Origin of the sequence: Euzebya pacifica, assembly GCF_003344865.1 — a bacterium.
GTDB lineage: Bacteria > Actinomycetota > Nitriliruptoria > Euzebyales > Euzebyaceae > Euzebya > Euzebya pacifica.
Genome location: NZ_CP031166.1, coordinates 38,052 through 62,183 on the forward strand (window position 1 = coordinate 38,052; position 24,132 = coordinate 62,183).

General features: G+C 71.6%; 31 protein-coding genes. 23 read left to right on the forward strand and 8 right to left on the reverse strand.

From position 1 onward, the window contains the following. Positions 1-37 precede the first annotated feature (37 nt). The 3 genes from DVS28_RS25270 to DVS28_RS25280 all read left to right on the forward strand — a co-directional run bounded on the left by DVS28_RS25270 (position 38) and on the right by DVS28_RS25280 (position 2,477). Positions 38-949, forward strand: coding sequence for an N-acetyltransferase (locus DVS28_RS25270; RefSeq protein ID WP_164711055.1), 912 nt, complete (start codon positions 38-40; stop codon positions 947-949). A gap of 562 nt (positions 950-1,511) precedes the next feature. Beyond that, positions 1,512-2,006 carry a hypothetical protein gene (locus DVS28_RS25275; protein WP_114594432.1) on the forward strand — a complete coding sequence of 165 codons (495 nt, stop codon included), beginning with the start codon at positions 1,512-1,514 and terminating at the stop codon, positions 2,004-2,006. A gap of 87 nt (positions 2,007-2,093) precedes the next feature. After that, positions 2,094-2,477 carry a hypothetical protein gene (locus DVS28_RS25280; RefSeq protein ID WP_114594433.1) on the forward strand — a complete coding sequence of 128 codons (384 nt, stop codon included), beginning with the start codon at positions 2,094-2,096 and terminating at the stop codon, positions 2,475-2,477. 242 nt (positions 2,478-2,719) lie between these two features. Here DVS28_RS25280 and DVS28_RS28780 read toward each other — a convergent pair whose 3' ends face one another. The 3 genes from DVS28_RS28780 to DVS28_RS25290 all read right to left on the reverse strand — a co-directional run bounded on the left by DVS28_RS28780 (position 2,720) and on the right by DVS28_RS25290 (position 4,396). Further along, positions 2,720-2,908 (reverse strand): hypothetical protein, encoded by a 189-nt coding sequence (locus tag DVS28_RS28780; RefSeq protein ID WP_216826638.1) that lies wholly within the window; start codon positions 2,906-2,908, stop codon positions 2,720-2,722. 82 nt (positions 2,909-2,990) lie between these two features. After that, positions 2,991-3,929: a hypothetical protein gene (locus tag DVS28_RS25285; RefSeq protein ID WP_114594434.1), complete on the reverse strand. Its 939-nt coding sequence runs from the start codon at positions 3,927-3,929 to the stop codon at positions 2,991-2,993. Positions 3,930-4,081: 152 nt separating this feature from the next. Continuing rightward, complete coding sequence (locus DVS28_RS25290) at positions 4,082-4,396, reverse strand: hypothetical protein (RefSeq protein WP_114594435.1); 315 nt, start codon at positions 4,394-4,396, stop codon at positions 4,082-4,084. A 184-nt stretch (positions 4,397-4,580) separates the two neighbouring features. Here DVS28_RS25290 and DVS28_RS30075 point away from each other — a divergent pair, with 184 nt between their 5' ends. The 8 genes from DVS28_RS30075 (at position 4,581) to DVS28_RS25330 (ending at position 11,483) form a co-directional block, all read left to right on the forward strand. Then, complete coding sequence (locus DVS28_RS30075) at positions 4,581-5,867, forward strand: hypothetical protein (protein WP_164711057.1); 1,287 nt, start codon at positions 4,581-4,583, stop codon at positions 5,865-5,867. 31 nt (positions 5,868-5,898) lie between these two features. After that, entirely contained in the window at positions 5,899-7,416 is a 1,518-nt protein-coding gene (locus DVS28_RS25300; RefSeq protein ID WP_114594437.1) for a DUF4262 domain-containing protein, read from the forward strand. Between the two features lie 12 nt (positions 7,417-7,428). After that, the gene (dut, locus tag DVS28_RS25305) at positions 7,429-7,869 is read left to right on the forward strand and encodes a dUTP diphosphatase (protein ID WP_114594438.1); all 441 of its coding nucleotides are present in this window, start codon (positions 7,429-7,431) and stop codon (positions 7,867-7,869) included. Beyond that, positions 7,866-8,276 (forward strand): hypothetical protein, encoded by a 411-nt coding sequence (locus tag DVS28_RS25310; protein ID WP_114594439.1) that lies wholly within the window; start codon positions 7,866-7,868, stop codon positions 8,274-8,276. Before dut ends, DVS28_RS25310 begins: the two co-directional genes overlap by 4 nt. 144 nt (positions 8,277-8,420) lie before the next feature. Continuing rightward, entirely contained in the window at positions 8,421-8,867 is a 447-nt protein-coding gene (gene ssb, locus DVS28_RS25315) for a single-stranded DNA-binding protein (RefSeq protein WP_114594440.1), read from the forward strand. 111 nt (positions 8,868-8,978) lie between these two features. Further along, positions 8,979-10,253, forward strand: a complete 1,275-nt coding sequence (locus DVS28_RS25320; protein ID WP_114594441.1) for a hypothetical protein — start codon at positions 8,979-8,981, stop codon at positions 10,251-10,253. A gap of 152 nt (positions 10,254-10,405) precedes the next feature. Then, positions 10,406-10,858 carry a hypothetical protein gene (locus DVS28_RS25325; protein ID WP_114594442.1) on the forward strand — a complete coding sequence of 151 codons (453 nt, stop codon included), beginning with the start codon at positions 10,406-10,408 and terminating at the stop codon, positions 10,856-10,858. Positions 10,859-11,162: 304 nt separating this feature from the next. Further along, positions 11,163-11,483, forward strand: coding sequence for a hypothetical protein (locus DVS28_RS25330; RefSeq protein WP_114594443.1), 321 nt, complete (start codon positions 11,163-11,165; stop codon positions 11,481-11,483). A 53-nt stretch (positions 11,484-11,536) separates the two neighbouring features. Here the strand turns inward: DVS28_RS25330 and DVS28_RS28785 are convergent, their stop codons facing one another. The 4 genes from DVS28_RS28785 to DVS28_RS25345 all read right to left on the reverse strand — a co-directional run bounded on the left by DVS28_RS28785 (position 11,537) and on the right by DVS28_RS25345 (position 15,174). Next, complete coding sequence (locus DVS28_RS28785; RefSeq protein ID WP_164711060.1) at positions 11,537-11,698, reverse strand: hypothetical protein; 162 nt, start codon at positions 11,696-11,698, stop codon at positions 11,537-11,539. A 580-nt stretch (positions 11,699-12,278) separates the two neighbouring features. Further along, positions 12,279-13,262 (reverse strand): DNA-processing protein DprA, encoded by a 984-nt coding sequence (locus DVS28_RS25340; protein ID WP_164711061.1) that lies wholly within the window; start codon positions 13,260-13,262, stop codon positions 12,279-12,281. A gap of 32 nt (positions 13,263-13,294) precedes the next feature. Beyond that, positions 13,295-13,942: a hypothetical protein gene (locus DVS28_RS28790; protein WP_164711062.1), complete on the reverse strand. Its 648-nt coding sequence runs from the start codon at positions 13,940-13,942 to the stop codon at positions 13,295-13,297. Next, on the reverse strand, positions 13,939-15,174 hold the full coding sequence (locus DVS28_RS25345) for a hypothetical protein (RefSeq protein ID WP_114594446.1): 1,236 nt from the start codon (positions 15,172-15,174) through the stop codon (positions 13,939-13,941). The genes DVS28_RS28790 and DVS28_RS25345 overlap by 4 nt, the downstream gene beginning before the upstream one ends. A gap of 304 nt (positions 15,175-15,478) precedes the next feature. On the opposite strand from DVS28_RS25345, the gene DVS28_RS25350 reads away from it, so the two are divergent. Further along, entirely contained in the window at positions 15,479-16,723 is a 1,245-nt protein-coding gene (locus DVS28_RS25350; protein WP_114594447.1) for a helix-turn-helix domain-containing protein, read from the forward strand. Between the two features lie 7 nt (positions 16,724-16,730). On the opposite strand, the gene DVS28_RS25355 is transcribed toward DVS28_RS25350, so the two are convergent. Then, entirely contained in the window at positions 16,731-17,051 is a 321-nt protein-coding gene (locus tag DVS28_RS25355) for a hypothetical protein (RefSeq protein ID WP_164711063.1), read from the reverse strand. Between the two features lie 237 nt (positions 17,052-17,288). Here DVS28_RS25355 and DVS28_RS25360 point away from each other — a divergent pair, with 237 nt between their 5' ends. The 11 genes from DVS28_RS25360 to DVS28_RS25400 all read left to right on the forward strand — a co-directional run bounded on the left by DVS28_RS25360 (position 17,289) and on the right by DVS28_RS25400 (position 24,125). Then, positions 17,289-17,702, forward strand: coding sequence for a hypothetical protein (locus DVS28_RS25360; RefSeq protein ID WP_114594449.1), 414 nt, complete (start codon positions 17,289-17,291; stop codon positions 17,700-17,702). Beyond that, positions 17,699-17,938 (forward strand): hypothetical protein, encoded by a 240-nt coding sequence (locus tag DVS28_RS25365; protein ID WP_114594450.1) that lies wholly within the window; start codon positions 17,699-17,701, stop codon positions 17,936-17,938. Before DVS28_RS25360 ends, DVS28_RS25365 begins: the two co-directional genes overlap by 4 nt. Continuing rightward, entirely contained in the window at positions 17,911-18,564 is a 654-nt protein-coding gene (locus DVS28_RS25370; RefSeq protein ID WP_164711064.1) for a hypothetical protein, read from the forward strand. The genes DVS28_RS25365 and DVS28_RS25370 overlap by 28 nt, the downstream gene beginning before the upstream one ends. Beyond that, entirely contained in the window at positions 18,561-18,794 is a 234-nt protein-coding gene (locus DVS28_RS25375; RefSeq protein WP_114594452.1) for an ATP synthase subunit c family protein, read from the forward strand. Before DVS28_RS25370 ends, DVS28_RS25375 begins: the two co-directional genes overlap by 4 nt. A 9-nt stretch (positions 18,795-18,803) precedes the next feature. Further along, complete coding sequence (locus DVS28_RS25380; protein WP_114594453.1) at positions 18,804-19,568, forward strand: hypothetical protein; 765 nt, start codon at positions 18,804-18,806, stop codon at positions 19,566-19,568. Beyond that, positions 19,565-20,026, forward strand: a complete 462-nt coding sequence (locus DVS28_RS25385) for a hypothetical protein (protein ID WP_164711066.1) — start codon at positions 19,565-19,567, stop codon at positions 20,024-20,026. Before DVS28_RS25380 ends, DVS28_RS25385 begins: the two co-directional genes overlap by 4 nt. Positions 20,027-20,341: 315 nt before the next feature. Further along, the gene (locus DVS28_RS25390; protein ID WP_114594455.1) at positions 20,342-20,596 is read left to right on the forward strand and encodes a hypothetical protein; all 255 of its coding nucleotides are present in this window, start codon (positions 20,342-20,344) and stop codon (positions 20,594-20,596) included. Continuing rightward, positions 20,593-20,748 carry a hypothetical protein gene (locus DVS28_RS28795; protein ID WP_164711067.1) on the forward strand — a complete coding sequence of 52 codons (156 nt, stop codon included), beginning with the start codon at positions 20,593-20,595 and terminating at the stop codon, positions 20,746-20,748. Before DVS28_RS25390 ends, DVS28_RS28795 begins: the two co-directional genes overlap by 4 nt. 179 nt (positions 20,749-20,927) lie before the next feature. Then, complete coding sequence (locus tag DVS28_RS28800) at positions 20,928-21,098, forward strand: hypothetical protein (RefSeq protein WP_164711068.1); 171 nt, start codon at positions 20,928-20,930, stop codon at positions 21,096-21,098. Positions 21,099-21,101: 3 nt separating this feature from the next. Further along, positions 21,102-21,602: a hypothetical protein gene (locus DVS28_RS25395; protein ID WP_114594456.1), complete on the forward strand. Its 501-nt coding sequence runs from the start codon at positions 21,102-21,104 to the stop codon at positions 21,600-21,602. Positions 21,603-21,695: 93 nt separating this feature from the next. Then, on the forward strand, positions 21,696-24,125 hold the full coding sequence (locus tag DVS28_RS25400) for a cell wall-binding repeat-containing protein (protein WP_114594457.1): 2,430 nt from the start codon (positions 21,696-21,698) through the stop codon (positions 24,123-24,125). The last annotated feature ends 7 nt before the right edge of the window (positions 24,126-24,132 follow it).

The following is a 24,132-nucleotide window of genomic DNA, read 5'->3' on the forward strand; positions in this document are numbered from 1 at the left end:
GTCGTCCACCGACTGACACGCCCGGAATGACCAGGGCATGCCCCGGACGCCTCGCTGCCGCAACCGCACCACCGACGGCAGGCCCTGCCGGCAACCGGCCGTCTCCGGTGACTGCGGACGCCACACCGCCACACCGACGGCGGCTGCGTCAGCCCAGGCCACGACCACCGCCACCACCGACCCGTTTGCTCCCGCCTCCCCGTTCCGGACCCTCGGGCCGACATCCGCTGCGTGCGGCGGATGCGGAATCGTCATCCGGGCTGACAAGGCGGCGCAGGCTCAGTGGTGCGGCAACTGCGGCAGCATCGATGGCACCCCGGTGGCGGGCGTACCACCGGTCGCTCCGGCCGGCCCGGACAGGATCCCCCACACCTACCAGGTCATGCCGGGACCCGACCCGACCTTGGCCGCATGCACCCGATGCGGCGCACAGGGCAACGTCGAGGACCTCGGGGGACTCCACGCGTGCGGTTGCACCGAGGAGCACGACCTGGGACGCGACGTCGACTGGATCGCCCACGACGCCACCGATGACGCCCGGTTCAAGGGGACGGCCTACTCCGACGCCTACGTCGCCACTCTGGTCGCCCGCGACCGCCCGCAGGCCGCCAGCTTCCGGTACCTGCCCGGCGGCCACTACCGGCTCTACGAGGCGGGCCCGACGACGATGGTCGTGCACGTGCGACGCAAGGACGGCAGCTACGCGACCGCCGGCTACCTCACCTGGTTCAGCGGCAAGCCGCCGCTTGACGCCGACGGCAACCCCATCGACGAGGGCGCCATCAACAACGGGATGATCCACAAGGCCTATGTGTCCAAGCAGCACCGCCGCAAGGGGCTCGCGTCGGCCATGCTGGCGTTTGCCCGTGAACGCAACCCCGACGCGCACGTGCGCCACTCCACCGTCCTGTCAGGCGACGGCACGGCGTGGGCGACGGCGGTCACCTGAACGCACCGACGCCCCCGACCTCAATGGTCGGTGACGGGAGGGGCAGGACACGCGGGTCGCGCACGTCGGGTTGAAGCCCACGACGTTGCCGCTCAGCAGGCATCGGGGGCCGATCCCGACGAGTGTCGAGGGCGATCGCAATGTCGTGTGGGCAGTAGCGCCGAGATGGTGTCCGCGCAGCCATACCCTCACCGCCTGCCACACAACGCCCGGTGGGCGGCCCCGTGCACGCCGACATCAGGTTCGGCGTTCCAACGACCGGCGCACTCGTCCCCGACCTCCGGCGACCAGGGCGACCCCAATGGGCCGTCGTTGACGACCACAGCAATGCTGGTCCTGCGGATCCCCGAGCCCCGGGACGAACCTCGCGCTCACCTGGCCACGACCGCGCATCAAGGGAATCGACCCCCACCACCGCGCCGTGAACGACGTCAACGAGAACGACCTCGTCACCATCGACTGGGACGACCCCCGACAGCTACACCTTGCCCCGGCCCGTGGACCTGCCCGCCGTCGATCGCATGTGGTCAGATGAGGTCATGCACCGAACCGAGACGGGACGATGAGACCCGACCCCCACCACGAGGCCATCGCCCGCGACCTCGTGTTCGGACTCGCCGCAGGCCACCCCTTCCCCATCGCCGTCGCCGAACCCGTCGGCGTCTGGCGGGCCCTGTACCTCGCGTTCTCAGTCATCTTCGGCGACGCACGCCAGGACGGTTGGGAAGCCGACGAACTGACCGCGGCGATCCTCGGATCGACCTACCGGCCAGACCCCCGATGGGATGCGCTCGTCACCGGCTTGGTCCACCGGCTCTGCACCCACCAGGACAACACCCGCACGGCCAGAACCAGCAGCGACGGCACCGACCCGGACGGCATCCGTGACCTGTTCAGCCGCAACCTGCCGCTCGAACCCTGCCGGCAGACCATCGCGGTCATCACCGAGATCGTCGTCGCCCTCGCCGACGCCACCATCCCCACCAACGGGCCAATGGACCTGGCCGCGGAATGCGGCGACGCCATCGCCCGCGGTGCCGCACTCCCGCTCACCTGACCGCAGCGGCCACGTCACCCACCCGTTGGCAGGCGGGCGCGTCGCCGGCGTCGGGCACCATGGGGCCACCCCATCCGGGAGGAACCTGTGCCAAACGTCCTGTACACGTCCATCGCCGCCGACACCCTGACCGCCGCCGGCGTGTCGGTGATAGGCCACGAGTTCGCCGATCGCGGACGCGGCCAGCACCTCGTGCTGCTGCTCGACACGACCGCCGGCGCCGTCCGACTCACCGACGACGCCAACGGCAAGATGACCGTGGCGCTCGACGGCGAACCCACCGACCCGGCCTCACTGGCCGGCGAACTCGGCGTCATTGACCACGCGGTCCTTGCCTCCGCACTCGACGAACTGCTGACCGCGTCCATCACCGCGTTCGCGCGGAGGTTGGCTTCCCACAAGGACGCCGTCGCCGGCGAGCTCGTGGCCGACCTCGTCGTGGACCTCTCCACCACCGGCTCCAAGGACTGACCGGCTGGTCCCGGATGACAGCGGACCGGTCCGGGCGACCTTCCCCAGCCGTTCGGACCGGTCCGTTGTTCACATCCGACATTCGCCACTGCGTCCGGTGAGCTCGCCCCCCGAGGGAGGGTCCCTTCCTTCGCGTCGTGGTTCGCGCAACTGGGTCAAGCCCTGTCAACGCGGCTGTCCGCGACCAGATCGCGAAGACTATCTGCAGCGGTCGGGCGTGGCCAAGGCCCCCTTTGGACCGGTTAGGCGTTGCCCGCAGGCGGTGGTGCGGCTGCGGGTGAGGCGCGAACGGCGTCCTCGTGCATGGAACGCAGGATGAGTCCCGCGTCGGCGATCCGGACCGTTGCGGCCAGCGCGATCAGGCGGGATGCCCGCCGCTCCGGGGAGGTGCTGTGCAGGTGCACGACGTTGGGGGGCGCGGCACCAGGCATCGCCTGGGGCGATGCGCCGTGAGTGGTGCGGGCAGGTTCTGACAACGGCATGGACAGTCCGAGGGGGCGACCCCGGGGCGAGTCAGGGGGCGAGCAGGGTGAGCAGCATCGCGGGCAGTCCGTCGGGGCCGAGCAGTCGAAGCCCGTCGGGTCCGATGACGCTGGTGCCGTGCGACACCGGACTGTTGTCGGGCAGGCCGCTGAGGCAGCCCTTGCAGACGTTGGCGACGGACCCGACTTGCATGTCGGCCTGCTTGCCACAGACGGTCATCGACGGCCGCTCGATGGTGGCGCGGTACAGCACCGTCGGGTCCTCCCCGAAGCGGGGTGTGCCATCGAGCACGTCGATCTGGGCGACGGCGAGGTGAGCGACGCGTCCGCGGGCCACCCCGACCAGCATGTGGCGGCAGCCGAGCCCGGACTCGGGCGGACCGATCGAGGAGGTGCCGTCGGGGGCGAGCGCGAGCCAGTCTGGCCAGACCCATCGGCCGGCGAACCGCACGGCCGCGGCGGGGTGGCGGTGGCGCCACTGCGCGACGATGGACTGGACGGGGTCGGCTGGTGCGGCGGTGTGCAGCGGCGGGTCGGTGAGCCAGTCGTCGAGGTCGGTGCGGTGGCAGCGCAGGTCGGCATCGAGGATGGTGACCCACCGCTGGTCCATGCAGGCGGCCGCGACGGGCAGGGCCGGATCGAGGTCGCCCACCGGTGTGCCGTCGGTCGGGACGGCAGGCGGTGCGGGCCAACCGGAGGGCACCGCGACCGGGTGGGGCCGCTCGGGCATTGGGGCGGTCGCGGTGATGGTCCACCGCATACCGTCGGCATCGGTGACGCGCGCGGCGCGTAGTCGGCAGCGCCGGGGGTTGCTGCCCGACGGTGAGCAGTCCACCGGTGGTGCGGGCGCGAACCCAGCAGGCTCGCGGGTGACGGCAACGGTGTCGCCGAGCAGTTCTCGTCGGACGGGCAGGTCCCCGATGACGGCGTCGGGGACCTGCTCCCATCCGTCGGGGCCGGTGGTGTCCATGGTGGGGTCGACAGTACGGGCGGGGGGTGATGGACGCGCCGTCACCCCTCGGTTGCGGGGCACGATGTCAACCGATCCCGTCAGCCGACCTCGTCGGTGCACCGGGCCAGTCGCCGTTGTCAACGGTCCCCCGCTGTCGAGTTGGCGCCCGGTCAGGCCGGGAGGGCAACGTCGATGCGCAGGTCGGGGTCGCGGTCGGGCCAGTCGACGTTGAGGCCGGCGGCTTCCAGCGCCTCGAGGACGCGGATGCTGTGGGCGGTGGCGGGAAGGTCGTGGAACAGCGACATGGTCGTCTCGTCGGCGTCGGCGTCGAGGTAGCCGATCAGTGGGGCGTCCTGATCGGTGCGCTGTTCGCGGGCGGAGGACTGGTCGGGGTGGATACCGGGGGAGGTGACGAACCCCTCGACGGCGAGGGTCTCCAGGACGTCGTCAACGATCCCGGTCAAGGGGCGGGTGGTGGTGGCCATCTGGCACGTCCCCTTTCCGGGGCTAGGTGAACTCAATGCTAGGAATGCTAGCACATGAGTGGCGACCGGTCAATTCCTGCCGGTCGATTGGCTTGGTGATGGCAGCGACCTGCTCGACGCGACGCTCGACACTGCTGCTCGACAACAGCCGGCGTCCCACGCCCCCGTCATCATGGGCGACACCATGAACAGGCACCGCATCGACACGGCAACGGGCCACATCCGCAACGCCGACGATGCGCCGTTGTGCGGCAACCGCGGCAACGACCGCACCCCGGCGGGCAACTGCACCACCTGCGTCCTCACCATCCGGCTGGACCCGGCCGTGCCGATCGAACTGGACGGATCGGTCCTGCACGGACCCCGCGGATGCGCCGCCGACGTCCTCGCCGGCCGCCACCTCGACGGACCCCCACCGCCCCACCCGGCGGCGACCTGGCAGACCGTCACCTCACCCGGAACCACCCGCACCCACATCGCCCTGCAAGCCCTCACCGTGGCCCACAACGGCCGGGCCATCGCCTTCCCCGCTGCCACCACCCTGTGCATGCGGCCACTGGGCGACCCAGTCACGGGCCACGTCGACCCGGCCGACCGCTGCATCACCTGCGCCCGGTCCCGACGCGACGCCGACCTGCCACACCACACGGGCCTCGACCCCGCCCCGATGACCACCGCGGTGTTCCTCGATGACGGCGACCCCATCCCGCAGCAGCCCCAACCCGACGAACGGGTCGTCGTGGCCGACATCGACACCCAGGACGGCTGCGCCGCGCTCACCGGCTTCCGCATGCCCTCCCTCAGCGGCAGCACCGCCCACAACGTCGACGGGGCCCCCAAGACCTCCGGGACGGGCCCCGCCTACACCGTGCCCGTCAGGGACCGCAGCACGCCCTGTGCCGTGAGGCAGTCCACGATGCTTGGCGGCTGCACCGACTGCACCGACACCATCCGGTCCGTCGCCCGTTCAGCAGAGGCCGAATGGCACCTCGCCATCGGCACCGGATTCGTTGCCGTGGCCATCGACGGCAACCCCGTGCCCACCGAGGTCCTCCTCAGCGGCTCCACCAGCGAACCTGCGGCCGACCCCACTTTCGCCGGCCGGTGGCGGCCCGAAGGGGACGGCCGCAGCCGCATGGACCTGGTCGCGGTCCCCAACGGCCGCGTCACCCACCTCGCCTGGTCCGTCCGATCCACCACCGACCCGACCGGGCAGACGTGGCAGGCCACCCCCGATCGGCCCGTCAGAACCCTCTGCGGCAAGGCACCAGACCCCGACAGCTCCCCGCCGCCCAACCAGCGATGGTGCACCGCCTGCGGCAAACGCCTCGTCGCCGTGCTCGCCAACCCCGACCGGACGAACGCCACCCACCCCGGCGTGGCCATCGGCGACACCCACCTGACACCCGACGCCGCCGGACTGCCCCTGCCGGTCATCTACGGCCTGCTCGACCGCGACCGCCACCCCTAAAGAAGCCCCCGCTCCCGCACCGATCACCACGGTGAAGACCAACGGACGTCGCCCCGTCCGGGCACGCCCCGCACCCCCGCACGCAGAGCGGCGAAGGCCGCACGACGGGCAGCACCGCAACCTGTCGCAGAACGGCTGCAAGGTCTCCGACCCCACCAGCCGCATGACCGCCGTCGGCACATCCAACCGCAGCCCCAAGGCCAACCTGGCCGAAGCGACCGAGGAGCTCCGCCGCCGACTGCACCAGGCCCGCCCCGACGACACCGCCACGACCAGGAACGAGGCGCGCCGGTCCCGGGGGAACCAGGACGGCGCCGCCAGGACCTGGACATGGAACGCCCAACGCGACGAAGTCCTCGACCACACCACGGCCACCGCCACCGCATGCGCGACGCCCCCAGGGGCACGTTCGCCCACCGGTAGCACCGCCCCGGGGCGGGCTGCCCCACCTGCACGGGCGAACCGTCCCACCGTCCCGCCGGACGCTCCGCACCCGACGCTACCGTCGGCCCCAATGACCCCCACCGACCCACCCTCCCCCGACATCGCCCGGATCGTCGCCGAACACGGCCACGCCATCCAGTGGGTCGGCCCCCTCGACCCGCTCTCCACCGGCTACGCCTTCACCGTCGGCCGCCACCCCCACGGCCCCGAACTCATCCTCGTCGGCAGCACCTACGAGAACTCCGCAGCCCTCCTCAACGCCCTCGCCGCCAACTGGCACCAGCTCGTCGTCGACGGCGTCCACATCAACGACCCCACCGACCCCCACGGCATCATCGTCCTCGACGGCCCCGAAGGCGGCTGGCCCATCGAGCACCGGATCGTCCACCCCACCTGGGTGTCCGCACTCGCCCCCGTCGCCTACCGGCACCACCACATCGACCCCACCGACCTCACGATGGTGCAGATCGTCCCCTGCGGCCTCACCGGCGACCTCCCGCGCGACCTACCCGACACCGACCCCGACGCGCTCGCCCAACCCGACCTGCGCAACCCCTCCACCCCCTGGCAGCGCGTCCGCAGCCTGCCCACCGAAATGGTCATCTGGGACGACCCCGACGACACCGCCGACTGCACCGTCCTGGTGCCCATCACCGTCCGCGGCATCTGGATGGGCGAATGGGAAGCGCTGCCCGCCCGCCGTCTCGACGACGACACCGCAGAGATCCGCAGCGTCGGCGTCTCCGCCGGAGCCGCACTCATCGGCGACATCGTCACCGTCGACCGGTGGCGACACCCCACCGAACCGCCCGTCGTCACCGACCCGACCGGCCCCGTCGGCATCCTCGGCACGATCCTGCGTCCCGGCCCCGCCCGCCGCCTCGACTACGACATCCGCCTCGCTGACCCCGACGACATCGTCACCTTCGAGCAGGTCCTCGCCCGACTCGACCCCACCGTCAGGATCCGCGCCACCGCCCGAGCCGTCCACCTCGCCTCCCCCGATGGCCGCACCCAACCCATCACCGACCTGTTTGCCCCCCTGCTCGCCAACGGCACCGCCATCGCCTCCGACCGACTCGCTGACGAACGCTACGCCGCCTGAGGACCAAGATCCATGTCACCGACCCTCACCGTCAACAAGCTCGACGAAGGCCTCCCCACCCCCCGCTACGCCCGGCCGGGCGACGCCGGACTGGACCTCCACGCCACCGGCGACCACATCATCCACCCGGGCGGCGGCCGAGCCGTCATCGGCACAGGGATCGCCATCGCCCTACCCGACGGGCACGCCGGCATGGTGTGCCCCCGCTCCGGGATGGCCGCCCGGCACGGCATCACCGTCACCAACGCACCGGGGATCATCGACGCCGGCTACCGCGGCGAGATCGAGGTCATCCTCACCAACACCGATCCCGACCGACCCCACCACATCCGCAGGGGCGACCGGATCGCCCAACTCCTCATCGTTCCCGTCGCCACGCCCACCATCGTCCTCGCTGACAGCCTCGACACCACCGAACGCGGCACCGGTGGGCTCGGCTCCACCGGCACGTGACCACCCGACCGCCCGCACCGGGCCGGTTCTACGTCGCCGGCAAGGCCGCAGCCGCCGAGGACGACGTCAACGCCGTCGCCCAGGCGCTCGAGCGCATCGGATGGACACGGACGCTTGACTGGACCGGGCTCGGCGTCACCAAGCCCTACGCCGCCAGCCCCGGCGTCAACGGCCCCGCCGCAGCCGCCATGATCGACGCCGCAGCCGGCTGCGACCTGCTCGTCCTGCTGTGGCACCCCAGGGCGTTCGGTGCGATCGCGGAGTTCGGGGCCGCCATCGGCGCCGGAGCCCGCGTCGCCCTGCTCGGCTGGCCCGACGACGCGCGCGACAGCGTTTTCTTCGCCCACCACGCCGTCACCCGCCACCCCGACACCGACGACCTCCTCCGCCACCTCACCGGCTCGTGAAACGCGGCCACGTCCCCGGGGCGGTCATGTCGCACCCCGGTCGTACGGTGACAACTGTCAGCGCACATCAAGAGGCGCTGGCCACGCCGGCGCAGTGATGACCGTCGGCGTGCACCGAGCTGATGATCAAGGAGCAAGACAGCCATGGCCAACGAGCAGAACACGATCACCGTGATCGGGAACCTCACCAAGGACCCCGACCTGCGCTACACCCAGGGCGGCACCGCCGTCGCGAACCTGTCCGTCGCGGTCAACCGCCGGGTCCGCAACAAGGACACCAACGAGTGGGAGGACAAGCTCGACGGCTACTTCGACGTCAACATCTGGCGTGACCACGCCGAGAACGTCGCCGAGTCCCTCAACAAGGGCGACCGGGTCGTCGTCATCGGTCGGCTGACCAAGCGGTCCTGGGAGGACAAGGACGGCCAGACCCGCTGGCAGACCGAGATCGAGGCCGACGAGATCTGCCCGTCGCTGCGGTGGGCCAAGGCGTCGGTGGAGAAGGTCTCCGGTGGCGGCAAGCGGCAGCCGGCGATGTCCGGCGGTGGCCAGGCCCCGCCGCCCGTTGCGGATGATGAGGTCCCGTTCTAGGGGAGTGGAGAACATCTTCACTTTCTAGTCCGGTCGTGTCGGGGAACCCCCATCACCCGCCACGACCGCCCCGACGCCCGTCGCACGCCCCCATCGCGACGGGCGTCATCCATGATCTGGGACGCCGTGCACCACACCACCCCGACGCCCGCCGGTCACTTCCCGGCCAGGCAACCGGGCTGCGACGAACCGTTCGGCACCCGCCGGCAGGCATGGAACGGCTGCGCCGTCTGCGGCAACACCTGGCGCGCCTTCGAGGTCGTCCTCGCAGCGGCCGCCGGCAGGCCCCTGCGGATCGGCGACTACTCCCTCGCGCCGTTCCGCCTCGCCGACCGGATCCCCCTGTGGCTGTTCGCCGACCACCCCCGGCCCGTCGACCTGCACCTGGGGCCGAGATGGGCACCCGTGGACGGCGGACCCCGCAGCCGCGCCACCCACCTGGCCCTCGACGGATGGGTGCTTCCCGACCCCGACGGCCGCTCCGTCCTGGCCTCATCAGCTGCACCCGTGACCGGCTGCGGACGGCCCCGCGGGGACGCCGCCACACCGGCGGAGGGCTACTGCGCGGGCTGCCTCGGCGCCGCCCGCGAAACCTGGGCCCTCGTCCGCACCGTCGCAGGGGAGTGGCCCGCCCGACGTGACCGTCCCACAGTCGAGCTCACCAGCGGCGACCTGGACCCCCAGATCGGCGCGGCGCACCGCATCGTCATCGGTACCGTCACATCCGACGGCGTCCACGGCCGCCTCGAGGCGCTCACCGTCGGCGCGGACGGCAGCGCCTTCCCCCACGTCGCCGTCAACCCGGTATGCGACGGTGAGGTCACCGTCTACGGGGGATGCGTCCCCTGCTCCGACGTGATCCGCCTCAACGCCGACGCCATCAACAACGCCTGGGTCGGCTACCCCACACCGATGGTCAGGGTCCATGGTGGGCACGTCCCACTGGGGCCCCTCGGCGCGAGGGCGGCGGCCGACACCGCACTCATCGGTGGACTGACCGCCGACCCCGCGCCGGGCTGGGCCGGGGCGATGGCGTGGGAGACCGAGACCGCCGATGGTCACCTCGTCGTCGTCCGCGCCCACGTGCAGGGGCGCAGCTCGACGCTTCGAGCCGCGCCACCGGTCTGCGGCGACCACCACCCGCCCCGGGGTGCGGTCTGCCCGGACTGCGTGGCTGTCGTCCACGGCGGTCTTGCCGACGGGACCCTGACCGGAGGTGTGGCGGTGGACGGGATTCTGTACGGCCCCGAACTCGGCGTGTACCCGCCGGAGGTGCTGCACGGCCTCCTGGACGCTGCGGAACGGCAAGAGGGGGCCGGGGTGCCTCGGCGTGTGGGCCCGGAAGCACGCGCCGGAGTCGGGATGCGTGTCCCACCTGTCCAATGAGTCGGCACGTTCCCCCCCAGACCACTGGGCCGGTCGGTCGGTAGCCCGCAGAATGCGCCATCGAAGCCCGTTTGACTTGCCCTTAAACCAAGTGCTAGCATTTCTAGCGAACGGCTGCCGGGAAGGGTAGTCGACCGACCGAGGAGAACGACATGGCCGCAGCCACCGCCATCGACACCGACACCATCGTGAAGGTGCTCACCACCCCCGGCGTTCAGGACGACGAGATCCGCCCCGCCGCCGACGAGGCCACGATCCGCGAGTACCTCGCGACCCCCGTCGACCCAGACGCCACCGCCTTCGGCGTCCCGTTCGGATCGGTCCTCTACGTGCGGATGAACACCACCGGAGCCCGTGTGCTGGCCGAGGCCGGCGTGGACGTCCACGCCTACGAGTCCGAGGAGGACCTCGACCTCACCGTGGGCGAGGGCAACCTGTACGGCCAGATGTCACTCATCGGCGGCCCCGCGTTCGCCGTCCAGTCCGCCCATGCCGTGCAGGGCTCGGCCCTGTTCGACGTCCTCGCGACCTGCCACGCCCTCGACAAGCAGATCGGCACCAACGCCGACGGGGCCGTATCGGTGCTGGCGATCTTCGACTGCTGACCGCGCCCGTGACGCCCGTGACCGACGGGGCGTGAACGACGACAGGCCGGGCGCGTGTGGTGGACCGCTCGCGCGGCTGGACCCGGGGTCGCCCCGCGTCCGTGTTCGAAACGCCGTGCGTGCCTGACTGTCCCAACCAACGGCATCGGCTTGGCGTGCGTGGACAGCACCGCGACAGCGTCAACTCAGACGACGCCGTCGCGGTGATGGCGCCCTCCGCGGCGGCCCGAACGGAATGACGCGGCAGTAGACGACAACGACCGTCACGGCCATCCCCGCCGCATCCCCGATCCGGGAGCCCGTCATGACCACCGCCACCGCAACGACCGACACCGACTCGGCCTTCGACCACGTCGTCGAGGGCTACCGCATGCCGTCGCACGGCGGCACGAACGGTGGCAACCGTGGGCCTGACGACTTCGGACGGGGCGGCGGCGGCTGGGGCGGCGGCTCCGGCGACGACTCGGAGGGGGAGGAGAGCGGCAGGGTCCTGTGGGGCATCATCGGCGGGATCCTGACCGTCACCGTCCTCGCCGGGTTCAACCCGACGATCGCCGCGGTCGCGTTCCTCCTCGGCCTCGCCGCGGTCGGCATCGTCACCCTCATCCCCGCCGCCAGGCGATAGGGACGGCCGGGTCGGGATCGGCCACGCCCCGGTGGCCAAAGGGGCCCGGACCGTCAGGCCAACAGGGCCAGCCGGCAGTGCCTGCGGCACCACGGGCAGACGGTGTCGGTGGCCGGCGGGTCGAGCCGCAGGTCGATGGTGGCCTTGAACGGCTGGCCGCAACCGGTGTGCGGGCAGCGGCCGAGGAGCGGAGCGATCAGTGGGGGATGGGCCATCCGCTGATGATGCCCTGCCGGGGTGACATGCTGCCGGGCAGGGCCGGCCATGACCGCAACGGGCAGGCCGCTGTTGGGGTGGGCTGACGCGTCACCCGGGGTGCGGTGACGGCGAGGTCTCCGATGATGAGGCCAGAGCTGGGACCAACGGGAGAGCAGATGATGGCGCGACGACGCAAGGCCTTGCCGCCGTCGCTGGTCGGGGCGGTCCGCAGCCGGATCGGGGACCCGTCCGATGAGATGCTGGCTGCCGTCGCCTTGGCGGACCTGGTGGAGATGGACAAATCGCGCTCACCGGCGGGTCACGTGATGAAACGCAGGTCCTGTGTGGAGAAGGTGGCGTACGGTGCCAGGTCGGCGCGGCGGGCCGCCAGGCAGTTGCGGCAGGGCCAAGGGGAGGAGGTCCACGCCTACCCGTGCATGTTCTGTGCCGGATGGCACGTCGGCCACGGCATCGACATCCCCGTCGACGCACGGGGAGTGGACGCACCAGTGACGCCGGATCCCGTGGGGCCGCCGTGCCCGCCCGCGATCGAGGCGTGGCCTGGGGAACGGCCGTGGGGTCGGCGGACGGTGTCGGTCAGCGCGGCCTGATCGCGGCGGCGAGCTCCTCGCCGCGCACGATGACGGTGTCGACGAGCGGGCGCCGGTCGGCGGCTTGGGCGGCGTGTCGGCCGGTGAGTCCCAGAAGGTCGGGCGGGCAGCCGGCCGGGTCGGTGATGGCCATGAGCAACTCGGAAGCGGGTTCGCGGGCGTGGACGGTGGCGGGGTCTGGCCGCGGGGCGAGGAGGTGGCGTTGTTCGGCGAGGGCGACGCGGATGCTGCCGGCGGTCCCGGAGCGCGGGGTGGCCTGGGCGATGAGGACGGTGTGGGCGAGGCCGACGATGATGCGGTTGCGTGCCATGGCGGCTCGTCCGGTCCAGTTGGTGTCCGGCGGCTGTTCGGTGATGACGGCACCGTCGGCGGCGAGGATGGCGTCGAGGTGACGGCGTCGGACAGGTGGGAGGGTGTTGAGCCCTTGGGGGATGACGGAGACGACACGGCCGTCGGCGTCGACGGCGGCTTCCTCGGCGGCCCGGTCGATCCCCGCGGCCATGCCCGAGATGACGGGGATTCCCTCGAGGGCAGCTTCGCCGGCGGCGCGGGCCGCGACGCGGGTGCCGTAGACGGTGGGGGAGCGGGTACCGACGATGGCCAGGCCCTCCTCGGTGGGTAGGCGCCCCCACACCCACACCAGGACCGGCGGGGCAGACGTGGCCGCCAGGGCCCGCGGGTAGTCGGGGTCGAAGATGGTGATGACCTGGGCGTCGACGACGTTGGGCAGTTCGATCTCCGGCGGGTGGGCGAGTGCCTCGGCGGCACCGGCGACACCGATCCGGGCGAGCGCCTCGGGTGCGGCGTCGGCGAGCTCCGCGAAGGTCCCGAAGCGCTCGGCGACCCTGCGGGCCTTGGCCGGCCCGACACCGGGTATGGCAAGGAGTCGCCACAGGCCGCGTCCTGACCGTGGCCCGTCGGGATCGGTGTCGCCCGGTCCCCGGTCGACCTGACTGGTGTGCCCGTTCATCACACCATTGTTGGTGCCGGGGCCGACATCCCTCACCGGCGGTCCTCTCGGTTGGACGCGACGGGCCTTGCGGTGGCGAGCAGTGCCAGGAGGGCGATGTCGTCGACGGTGTCGGTGTCGACGGCGTGGTCGTCGGCGACGACGGTGAAGCGGCGCCGGGACAGGGCGAGCCATGCGGCGTCGATGCAGCCCTGGCAGGTTTCGCCGTCCTCCGGAGCGGGGCCGTCGCACAGGGGACGCCGTCGGGCGGGGGTGATCCGCCACGGGCTGTCGTCGGTGGCAGCCATGACGAAATAGTCGATGACGAGGTGGCCGTGGACGGTGCCGATGTGCACGACGGCCCGTTCGGGGGCCGGGCCGCCATGGGGTGCGAGACGGCCGATGGGGGCGTAGCGGGCCGCGACGTGGTGGGGGACCCGGACGCCGTCGACGTCGACGGTGAGGGGTTCGTGGTGGGCGGCTGCCCGCCACGCGTCGGCGGCCTGCTCGATGTGGCCCTTGACCTGTTCGGCGCAGGTGCCGCAGCCGAACAGGTCGATGTGGGCGGTGGTGGGGCACGGGTCGGCCCAGTGGTGGGTCGGCGGGCCGTGGGGGGACGGCAGCCACCAGCGCACCTGCGGATGGCCGGTCGGCCGGTGGGTGACCTCGGCGATCAGTTGGCCATCCGCTTCGGTGCTCATCGGTGGACGGCGATCCGGTGAAGTGCGTCGACGATGCCGACGAGGGTTCCGTTGCGGCTCGGCCCGACCGGTTCGACGGTGCTGGGTGCGCTGCCGCCTGCCGGCTGCTGGATGCGGATCCGGTCGGGTTCGAAGCCGTCGACGGTCAGGACCCGTCCGTCGGCGGTGTCGACGGACACATGCCAAGTGCGGCGCGTCGGGTCGTTGTCGTCGATGACGGTGGTGCAGGTGCGGCGGCGCATCGGGCCGCGCAGGTCCGCGTCGCGCATGGCCAACGCGGCGAGGATGGCCTTGCCGATCGGCAGGGACCGGTTGGGACCGTGGGCGCTGCCGATCTGGTGGGTGCCGGCGAGCCCTTGGGCGACGAGGCGGACGTCGGTGGCGCGGGGCGTCGCTTCGAGGCGGTCGAGCGCCCGGTCGGTGACTGCCGAGCCGACCTCCCGCTTGGGCCTGCTGGTGAGCGTGGCGAGGGCGTTGATGGCGGCGGTGCGGGCCCCGCCGGTCAGGGTGGGGGAGAAGGTGTCGATCAGGTCGCGGCCCTGCGCGCGTCCCAGCTGGTCGAGTCCGCCGGAGCGGGTCGCGCGGCGGTAACGGGTGCAGTGGCCGGACAGGAAGGCGTGGTCGGCAGCGGCTGATCGGCCCGCGGTGTCGGAGGCGGCGATGAAGGTGTCGGCGAAGCGGGCGAGGAGGTCGTCCTCAGCGGCCCATGACCGGCCCGGAGCGGGCTCGGCGGAAGTCACGATCCCGGTGTGGGGAGTGAGTCGCCGGATCAGGGCGTGGAGGATCCAGTACCAGCCGTCGGCCGGGTCCCCGTCGGCGTCGTGGGCGTCGAGGTGCTCGAAGAGGCGGGAGAGCAGGAAGTCGTCGGTGGTGAGCGGGTCCTCGGTCCAGCCGAAGCACACCCCGTCGTCTTCTCGTGCGAGGAAGGCGGCCATCCGTTGTTCCACCGCCATGATCGTGTCGACGTTGGTCGTGTCGGCCTCGACGCGGACCAGTGTCCAGTCGGTGGGGTGGGTGGCGAGGGTGCCGTTGTCGCCGGTGAGGTCGCGGGGGTCGGCGTACAGGACCCGGTGCGCACCGATGGTGCCGTCTGCCTCCATGGGGCCGAGGGCCTGCTCGAGGCGGTAGGCGAGATTGGTGAGGGTCGCGTGGTCGCGGATGGCGAGCATGAAGGCGACGTGGCCGATCTGGGGTCCGACGATCGCCAGGGGGGTGGGGATGATGGTGGGCATCGTGTCTGCCTTGTCTGCGGACGTGTGCGGTCCCCGGTCCCGGCACGGTGTCCGCGTCGAAGGGTCGATGCGCTCACTGGTGTGCCGGTGGTGGTGCGGTGCCTTGGTCGGCTGCCTTGGGCCGCTCGTGACGTCCGGTTCCCGCCGGGGTCGGGGGAGTGGACTGGCGGCCTGGAAGCGCCCACCGGCGCTCCCGCACCGCACCGTAACACCCGTTCGCTAAGATGTCTAGCAGAGCGCTGTCGGTTGGTTGGGGCCGGTCATCGGGTGGAGACGCCCGATACGCCGCCGATAGCCTGCACCCGTGCCCCACCCCACCCACCACCTCATCGCTGACGCCTACACCGGCAACGGGGCCACCCTGGACGAAACCGCCGCCTTCGCCGGCACCGACCCCACCGGGGTCCGATCGGCGTTGTTCGACCGCGGCCATCCCCAACGCGTCGGCTCCGACGACCCGTTGTCCTACCAGTGGCTCCTGCCGATGCGGGCCCGTCGTCGCGTCACCGTCCGCGAGCTGGCCAGGCTCCGACACACCTCCCACGCTGTCGTCCGGACCCAACTGCTCCGCCACCGCCTCGACGCCCACGACCCCCACGCCCCGCCCATCGACCGGGCCGATCTGGCCGCCCTCCTCAACGCCGGTGCCACACCGCAGCAGGCCAGCGAACACCTGCCGGGACGTCCACCGGCGGACCGGGTCCGCGAGTGGGCCGATCGCTACCGGCTGCCCGACCCGGCCCCGGTGATGCTGGACCCCGACGGCGTCCTCGATGCCGTCATCGGTGGAGCCGACCTGGTCAGCGTCATGCACGCCACCCGGCTCGGCCCCGCCGAACTCCTCCACAGGACCGACGACGACCTCCTCGACGAGGCGATCGCCCGCCGCACCGACCTCATCGACGCCGTCTACGGCGGCCCCGCACGGATCAACCAGCAGCTCCGGCACCGCGAGATCGACGAGCTCAAGCCCTACGGGCCCGCTGGGAAGGACGCCATCGCCCAAGCAGGACCCCTCGGGATCACCGCCGCCGCCATCACCGTCCGACTGTTCGACTGCCGGTCCGGGGCACCGCCCAGGCACGCCGGCATCCCCCGCCGGCTCACCCGCCAGGACCCCACCGAGATCCTCGACGTCGACGACGTCCGCGACCTCCTCGCCACCGGCTGGCGAACCGTCGACATCGCCGCCCTCCACGCCACCGACCCCGACGCGACCAGACGCTGGGTCGACCGGCACGGCCTCAGTGAACAGACACCCGGACTGCGCCGCTACACCGACGTCCTCACCCCCGAGTTCCTCGCCGAACGGTTCGCCGACCCCACCGCCAGCTATGCCTCCGTCGCAGCCGAAGTCGGCGCGGCCCGCAAGTCCGTCATCCGCTACGCCCGCCGCCACGGCATCACACCCACCACCTGGGCTGACGTCCTCACCCCCCAGTTCCTCACCAGAATGGTCGACGCCGGCCTGTCCGCCACCGACATCGCCGCAAAGACCGGAGCATCCCGCTCCACCGTCGAACGGCACCTCGCCGCCCTCGACGACTGAGCAGGGGTCAGGCAACCGTCGCCAACGCCACCGCGACGTCCAACCCCAGGTCCGACAGGCCCATCAGGTCATAGACCGACGCGCCGAACGACACCCGGACCGACGGATCGGACCCGATTCCCTCACCCGACGCCGGCAACCCCTGGATGCGCCGCAACGCCACCCGCAACTCCGTGCGGCACGCCGCGCACACCGGATGGGTCCCATCAGGATCATCTGAGGTGTCGCCGGGCACCCGCAACGCGTTGGGGGTCTTCGACACATCCAGCCCGCACATCGCCCGGCCGAACAGCGGACTCCCCGACGCCCCGTTCGGCAGACGCGTCATGTACGGCCTGCCCCGCGGCATCCGAGGCACCCGCACGGCCCAGTCGTCCAACCGCAGATGCGTCAACACGCCCCGGCGGACCGGGGTCAACTGCAACGCGGGAACCTCCACACCACCAGTGTGACCCCCACCCGCGACACCATGGAGCCACCACCGATCCCCAGACAACCCTTGACCGCACCGACCCGTAGTGCTAAGATCAGTAGCGCAACATCAGGTCTTTGGGAAGGGCGACCAATGCAGGACCACACCAAGCCTCGGCTCGTGCAAGGGGAGGTCGCCATCGCGACCATCCGCAGCCACAACCTCTACGGCACCGACGACCCCGGAAAGCCCCGCCCCGTCGTCCTGCTCCGCCCCGCAGGCCGCAGCGGCTGGCTCATCATGGGCCTCACCACCCTGCCCGCCTACACCGACGGAACCCCCCGCATCCCCATCGCCGACCCCCACGGCGCAGGGCTGAACGGCCCGGGCTACCTGTGGGGCAACCCCTGCACACTGCCGACCGACAACATCACCTCGCACCTCGGCTGGTGCCACGAGCGACTGATCGCCGACATCGCCGCGCTCGCTGACCTCGACGATGGCACCGTGGCCCGCATGACCCTCGCCTCCAACGCCGAACGCGCCCGTGAGGAGGCCACCGCATGACCCCCACCATCGATCCGACCGCCTTCGACCCGCCGCTGGTCGGCACCACCACCGGTCGGGACGTCCTCGCCACCCGCGCCGACCTCGCGTGGGCCCGACGCGAACTCGCCGCAGCAACCGACGTCGACGACACCGACCGCATCACCGAGTTCACCATGCGGGTCGATGCCATGACCGCCGACCTCGCATGGGAACGCGCCGACCTCGCATGGCGCCACCAGAAGCCCCCGCAGTGACCGGCGGCACCCCTCCGCGGCCCACCCGCCACGACATCAAGGTCCTGCAGGACCTCATAGGTGCCGTCTGGCTCCACATGTCGTCCGAACGGTGGGTAGTCACCCAACTCACGACCCCGCAGAAGGACCTGTGGGCCGACGCCGTGGACGCTTGGCACCTACGCCTCCACCACACCGACTCCGAGCCCGGCGAACCCCCACGGCCCTACGACCGTTGGTGGCGCAACGACCACCCCACCGGCACCACCACACCGCCCACCAGCCCCCCGCCACCCACGACCAGGGACAGCTCCATGGCCACCGCCAACCCCACCGAAACCATCCTGGCCTCGGCCCTCCTGGCCGCCGACCGACAGCTCGGACTCAACGACCCGATGCGCAGCGCGTTGCACGCCCAGATCAACGCCGACTGCGGAGCCGACGGCCTCAACCCGCGCGACATCGCCATCGCCGTCCTCACCACACGCATCACCGGGACGGACGCGCCGACCCCCGACGCCCTCGGTGCCGTTGTCGCCCTCGCCCGTGACTACGGCAACGAGGGGCTCCTCGACGCCGTCATCGGCAACCTCGGCGCCCAGGCAATCACCGCCGTCCGCGGTGCCGCCCGCCACATCACCCCATGAACCCGTCACGGGCACTCGCAGGTGCCATCGCCGCCAGCGGCACGCAACCCGACGCGCCCGTGACGCTCACCCGTTCCATCGCAGTTGGGCTCGCCGCCATCCTCACCGAACTGCGGGACGCCGCCGACCGGATGCACGACGCCTCCGCAGCCGCATCCCACCACGACGACGGACTCTCCGCAGCCCGACAGGCCTACCGCATCATTCGTCCCGACCTCACCCTCGACTGACCGAGTCCTGTGTCCACAAAGATCCACCACGGCTATCGGATGGCCGACGACGTCGACCCCTTTGCCCTCATCCCGCAGTTGCGCGACACAATGGGTGCCGCCGGGGCGGAGCTGGTGGCGCGGGCCACGGCGACGGAAGCCGCAAGGGCGGTCGACGCCGCCCGGCTGCACCGGCCGCTGAACGACATGAGCCCACTGCGGCACGCCATCGACAGCGTCCGGCGGGACTGGACGGACCGCCAACGCCACGACTGCGACGTCGTGTTCCTGGCCGACCACGCCGACGGCAGACGCTACGCCCTGCTGTATGACCGGACCGCCGGCCACGCCATGACCGGCATCTGGGAAGGACTCGGCGTCGCAGAACCATGGTCGTACTGGAACAACACCGACCCACCCGACGACGTCGACACCACCGAATGGGAACTTCGGCGCCGCACCTGGGACAGGCTCCTCGGCAACGACCCGCCCGCCGCCCGTGGACTCACCTGGCGGCTCCACCCGGCCGGCCCGCCCATCGTCCTGTCGCGCGACACCATCATCGAGCACCTGCCGGCCGAGCGGGAACGAGCCGCTGCCGTCGCACTCCTCCTCGTCATCGACGACCTCCTTGGCCAAGGCCTCACCGCACCGGACGCACTCACGCAGGCGCTGCTCGGCCGCGACCGCGTAGCCGACCGGACCGAAGCGCTCCTCGGACGGATCGAACCAATCAACGCCGACGACCTCACCACCGCGCCCGTGTCGGCACGACAGGACACGATGGGGCCGTGACCACTCCCTCCCGCAGCCGCAGCGCCGTACGCGCCGTCCCTTGCGCCAAGTGTCCGTTCCGGTCCGACGTGCCCATCTATCTGCGGCAGGCACGCCGCCGGGGGATCCGCGACGCCATGCTGGACGGCGGCGGGTTCGTCTGCCATGAGACGACCGTGCCTATCGAGACCGAAGACGGTGACGAAATGGCCGTCACATCAGACTCCCAGCAGTGCGCCGGCGCGATCAAGAGCATCCTGAAGAGCGGGGGAGATACCAACACCATCAGGGTGCTGGCCCGTCTGGGACTGCTTGACCCCGACGCCATCGAAACCGCCGGCGCCGACGTGTGGGACATCAACGACTGGGTCGCCGCCGAAGAGGGCGACACCGCAGAGACCGTCCAGGCACAGCCGATCGAGACCTGCGCGATCGTCGACAGCGGCTGCGAGGCACCAGGATCGAAGGGGCACGCGTGATGGAGGTCACGGGCGGCACGTGCCCCGCCAGCCCATGGCGCCACCTCCCCCGTGACCGTCGCGTCCACCAGCACGACCGCGCACATCGCCTGGGTGCGTGACGGCCAGCCGACGGGATGGAGCCGTTGCGGCCGCCAGTTGACCGGCCCCCGCACGCTCGAGGTCCGCCTTGGATGCCAACGGGGAGCGCCGGTCCTGGGTGGCGGCCAGCCGCCTCAACCCCACACGGCCACCCCCCCAATGGCACAACGCCACCGCCAGGACGTCTGGTCCGCACCCACCCCCGTCCACCCCATCAGCCACCCCTGAGGAGACATGCCGCAACAGGAACGCATCAACGACTGGGTCGCAAGCCTCGACGAGCGACAGTTCGCCGAAGCCGTCACCCTGTTCGCCCCACCAACCACCCCCACCGCGGCCACCACCGCACAAGCACTCCGCACCGCCCTCGGAGACCTCCTCGCCGCACTCGACGCCCTACCACCGGGGCGGCTCACCGGACCCGAGCTCATCGCCGTCGCCACCGCACGAACCAGAGCACTCCTCAACGACAAGGACGCCGCAGCGTGAGCACCCGCCGCCTCACCTCCATCGGCGACGACGACGCCGACACCCTCGCCGCGTTCTACCGGGCCGAGATCGGCGTCACCCAGGACGTCCTAGACGCGGTCCGCCGTGTCCTGCTGGACGCCGGCATCAACCCCGACAACCCGACTCCCTGACCACGCAGACCCGCGACCGAATGGGACGAGGAACGCGGCCCCGACGGCTGGCGCCGCCGACTGTCCGACGACGCCGGCAGCCCAGCCCACGCCTGCACGCGGAAGTCGTGCACCGAACCGTCGCGCGACACTCAGGCCGGGCCGCCGGAGGTGTCGGCAGCCGGGGCTACGGTGACCACATGAGCCAGATCCCACGGCCCGTCACCGCAGCCGCGACCGCGGGGCCGATGCCGACCGCGTCCTGCGACTGCGGCGACCGCCACCGTGCCGCCTGCCGCATCGAAACCGCCCGATGGGCACGACGTTTCGGCCGGGTGCTCAGGACCCCCGCCGGCGACGGGAAGGTGTGACCGGTGGACACACCACTGCGCCTGGACGGCCGACTGCACGTCGCCGACTCCGACGGAACCAGATGGGCAGCGGGGCGGACCGGGGACGGCAGCGTCGTGTTCAGATGGGCCCGGCCGGAGGAGGGCGGGGTGCAGCGGGGCGAGATCGTGTGGACCGACCCGGCCGACATCCCCGACGGGTTCGACCCGTGGAAGACGGCCCGCACCGCGACCGTCGTCTCCGAACTGGGGCAATCCAGCGCGACCCGCAGGGTGCTGCTGTGGGGCACGACGCTGTACGCCCACCTGTTCACTGGACCGCCGACCTGGTGGGTCCCCAAGGCCGGCGTCGGCCTTGGGGACGGCGACAACCGGATCATCGAGATCAGGGGCGGCTGGCTGCGTGCCGCAGCGACCGTGTCGCTGCACCGAACACCCGGTGCGCGGCCCACCGGGCGGACCGCCGCCGTCGCTGCCGCCGTCGTGGCCGCCGGACTGCGGGCAGCCATCAGCAGCCGACACTGACTCGACAACGCAAATCAAAGTGCTAGGATAAATAGCACAATACCCTTCGTTGGTGTGCGCAGTCGACACACCAGAACACCCACGGAGCCCCCTTTGCGAACGACCCTCCATGCCCTGATCGCCGTCGTCCTGGCCGCACCCCTGTTCCCCGCCGCCGCAGCAACCCAGGACGCGCCCCTGCTCACCGTCGACGTCGTCCACGGCGCCCACGGCGACGCCATGGTGTGGCGCGCCGGCTGCGGCGAACAGGCCCTCATCGACGCCGGCAACGGGATGGCCGAGGAGATCCTCGACGTCCTCGACAGGCACGGTGACCGCCACCTCGACATCGTCTCCCCCTCCCACGCCGACGCCGACCACCTCGGTGACGTCCTCGACGTGACCGGCGCACCCGGCGTGACCGTCGGCACCTACGTCGACGGGTTCCTGTCCGCCGACGACCACGACACCCAGACGTTCGCCGACTACTACGCCACGACCCGCGGGGCGGGCAACGTCACCGTCGTCGACATCGGCGATGCCTTCACCCTGTGCGACGGACCCGACGCCGTCGTGTTCGATGTCCTCGCGGTCGGCTACGACGGCACCACGGTCGGCGGACTGCCCGTCGACGGAGCCAACGACCGTGGCATCGTCTACCGCGTCACCGTCACCGCAGCGACCAGCCCCGACGGCAACGACGTCACCCTGCTCAGCGCCGGCGACGTCAACGGCACCGACGGCGGCGGCCGCGCCGACGTCGAAGGCGCACTGGTGGCCACCCACGGCACACGCTTGGCGGTGGACTGGGTCAAGGTCACCCACCACGGGTCGTTCTTCTCCAACACGCCGCCGTGGATCGAGGCGGTCACCGACGGCACCCTGCCCCACGTCGTCGCGCCGGTCGGGTCCAACGGCTTCGGCCACCCCGCCCAGATCGTCGTCGACGACTGGACCGCCGCCGTCGGGCCCGACAACTACTTCCAGACCGGCCACGGCGACGGCCACCCCAACGAGGGCGAACCGGCCGACGGGACCGTCACCACCATCGTCACCACCGACGCCATCACCACCACCGGGACGGCGTCCGGCCGGACCGCCACCACCCCCCTCACCGGCAACACCCCCGACCCCGACCTCGACGGCGGCACGGCTCCGGCAGAGGTGACCGTCACCGCCGTCGTCGACGGCCACACCCACGCCCTTGACGTCTCCCGTGCCCGGTTCCCCGACGGGACCCGGCCGGCCCACGCCGTCATCGCCTCCGGAGAGGTCTTCGCCGACGCGCTCGCGGGTACCCCGCTGACCGGTGACGGGCCACTCCTGCTCGCCTCCGACGATCCGGACGTCATCCAACAGGTCCAGGACGAACTGGATCGGCTCATGCCCGGCGGCGGCACCGTCTACCTGCTCGGCGGTCAAGCCGCCATCGAGTGGGAACCGGTCGGCCACGACGTCGTCCGGCTCGCGGGCCCGACCCGCATCCAGACCGCTCTCGTCATCGCCGGCACCGTCCAGGACCTCTACGGCACCGATGGGGCAGAGGCCTTCATCGTCCGGTCGGACGGCCCCGGCTCGGCCGCGTTCGCCGATTCGGTCGCCATCGGCGGCTGGGCAGCACAAGCCCGCGCCGCGGTGCTGCTGACCCCAACCGACACGCTCCACCCCGACGTGGCGGCGTTCCTGCGGGACAACGACCCCGACACCCGCATCGTCGGTGGAAGCTCTGCGGTGTCCGACGTGGTCCTCGCACGGGCACAGGACATCGTCGGCAGCACCGTGGCCCGGATCGCCGGTGCGTCGCGTGATGCCACGGCCGCCGAGATCGACCGGGTCCTGTGGGGGTCGCAGGCGCACGGCGGCCACACCGTCATCGAGGGCTACGCCGACGACGCGTGGACCTGGGGGCTCGTGGCCGCAGGCCGGGCCGCCGACCTCGGCGCGCCCGTGCTCATCACCACGGGCGACTCGCTTCCCGCAGCCACCACCGACCGGATCCGCACCGACCCCGACAACGGCGACGTCGAGGTCGTCGGGGCGTTCACCGAAGCCCAGCAGTCCCTGATCGGGCGGGACGTCCGCGAGGCGGTCGCCAGCCGTGACCTGCCCACCGAGGACCCCACCGAGGACCCGACCGAGGACCCGACCGAGGACCCGACCGAGGACCCGACCGAGGACCCCGTAGGTGACGTCGTCCTGACGATCACGGGGATCGTTCACAACCCCGACGGGGACGACCTTGCCCCCGACGGCGGCGAGCACATCACCATCGAGTTGTCCGCAGCAGCCGACGGTCCCGTCGACCTCACCGGCCACTACGTCCTCGACGCCGCCGACAACCGGCTCGACCTGTGCCCCATCACCCTCACCCCGGCAGCCCGTCTGCGAATGCACACCGGCCCCGGCACCCAGACCACCCACAGCGACAACATCGACTGCTTCGCCGGACGCGGACAGGCCATGTGGAACAACTCCGGTGGCGACACCGCCCGGCTCCACAGCCCCGACGGCACCGTCATCGACACCTTCGCCTACGCCTCCTGACCGCCAG